This is a genomic window from Xanthomonas axonopodis, from assembly GCF_001304695.1.
GTDB classification, from domain to species: Bacteria; Pseudomonadota; Gammaproteobacteria; order Xanthomonadales; family Xanthomonadaceae; genus Xanthomonas; species Xanthomonas axonopodis.
Genome location: NZ_JFAQ01000211.1, coordinates 1 through 1,207 on the forward strand (window position 1 = coordinate 1; position 1,207 = coordinate 1,207).

Here is a 1,207-nt window from a genome sequence, read left to right on the forward strand (position 1 = left end):
GACGGGCACGCGTTGAAGTTCCCGCTGGTGCGCTACCCCGTCGACCCCAAGGCGCCCCCAAACACTGAGCATCACATCGATGCTGCTCGGCTCATGGCCGAGGCCTATGTCCGCCGTGAGCATGCCTCATTGGAGCTTCGGCAAACGCCCTACGCGCACACTGCCGAGGCTTGGACCTTCGGGGATCTGCTGCGCCGGTTTGTCCAAGAAATCGATGATGGGCTCATCAAGCACGCGTCGGTCAGGACCGACCACTCCAATGCCTATCTCTTCTTGGGAGGCGGCAAAGGTCTCGGATTGAGCCAGACCGGCATGCCCCACCTCACCCGCAAGCTGGCCAAGGACTTGACTCAGGATGACTTCCTGGGGCGCCATGCCAGCTCGTTCGTGAACTCATACATCAAGGTCAAGCGAGACGGCACCACGCTCCCGATGGCCCAGGGGAGCAAAAAGCGAGCCCTGACCACGATCCGGAACCTTTTTCGGATTGCGCACGAGACCTGGCAGATTGACCTTCGCTCACCAATCAAGAGCTTGAAATCCCTCAGCTCGGATGACTCGCGCGACCGGACGCTCACCGAGGACGAATGGAACGCCATCGTTGCGCAGCTTGATGCTGGGCGGACCGATCAGGCAACGGCTGATGTCATTCGCTTTGCGCGCATGACCGCAGCCCGCCGCTCCGAATGCGTGAAGCTCGATTGGGCGGACATCAACTTCAAGAAGAAGATGGCGCGACTTCGTGAGACCAAGGCCAAGAATGGCAAATACAACGAGCGCGTGATTCCGTTGACCTCAGAGCCGATGGCCTTGATCGCAGCCCGCTTCGAAGCCAGCGAAACGAAGAAGGGACCGGTCTTTATGAACTCGCGCGGGATGCGCATTCGAGCAGACACCTTAACGCAAGCTTGGGATCGGGTCCGCCAGCAAGTAGCCGAGAAATTCGGCGACCCAGAGATCCTGACGGCGCGCATGCACGACCTTCGCCACACGCGCATCACGGAGATGGGACACCACCTCAATCCAGCGGAAGCGGCCAGGATCTCAGCGACGTCCCCCCGTCCTGAGTAGCGGCCGGGTTTAGAGTCCGGGGTTGATGATATCGGTATTGGCCAGCTGTTGGGCATACGCGGATGGCGTCATGCCGTCGATTGCCTTCTTGGGTCGCTCCTCGTTGTATTCGCGTCGCCAGCGCTCGATCTCGGTG

The 1,207-nt window shown here is 60.5% G+C and carries 2 protein-coding genes; one reads left to right on the forward strand and one right to left on the reverse strand.

The annotated features are described in order from the left end of the window. Positions 1–1,071, forward strand: a 1,071-nt coding sequence (locus XAXN_RS17190) for a site-specific integrase (protein ID WP_245149965.1), incomplete at its 5' end; no start/stop codon positions are given. Positions 1,072–1,080: 9 nt separating this feature from the next. Here the strand turns inward: XAXN_RS17190 and XAXN_RS17195 are convergent. Then, on the reverse strand, positions 1,081–1,207 hold a 127-nt coding region (locus XAXN_RS17195; RefSeq protein WP_054320452.1), incomplete at its 5' end, for an integrase core domain-containing protein.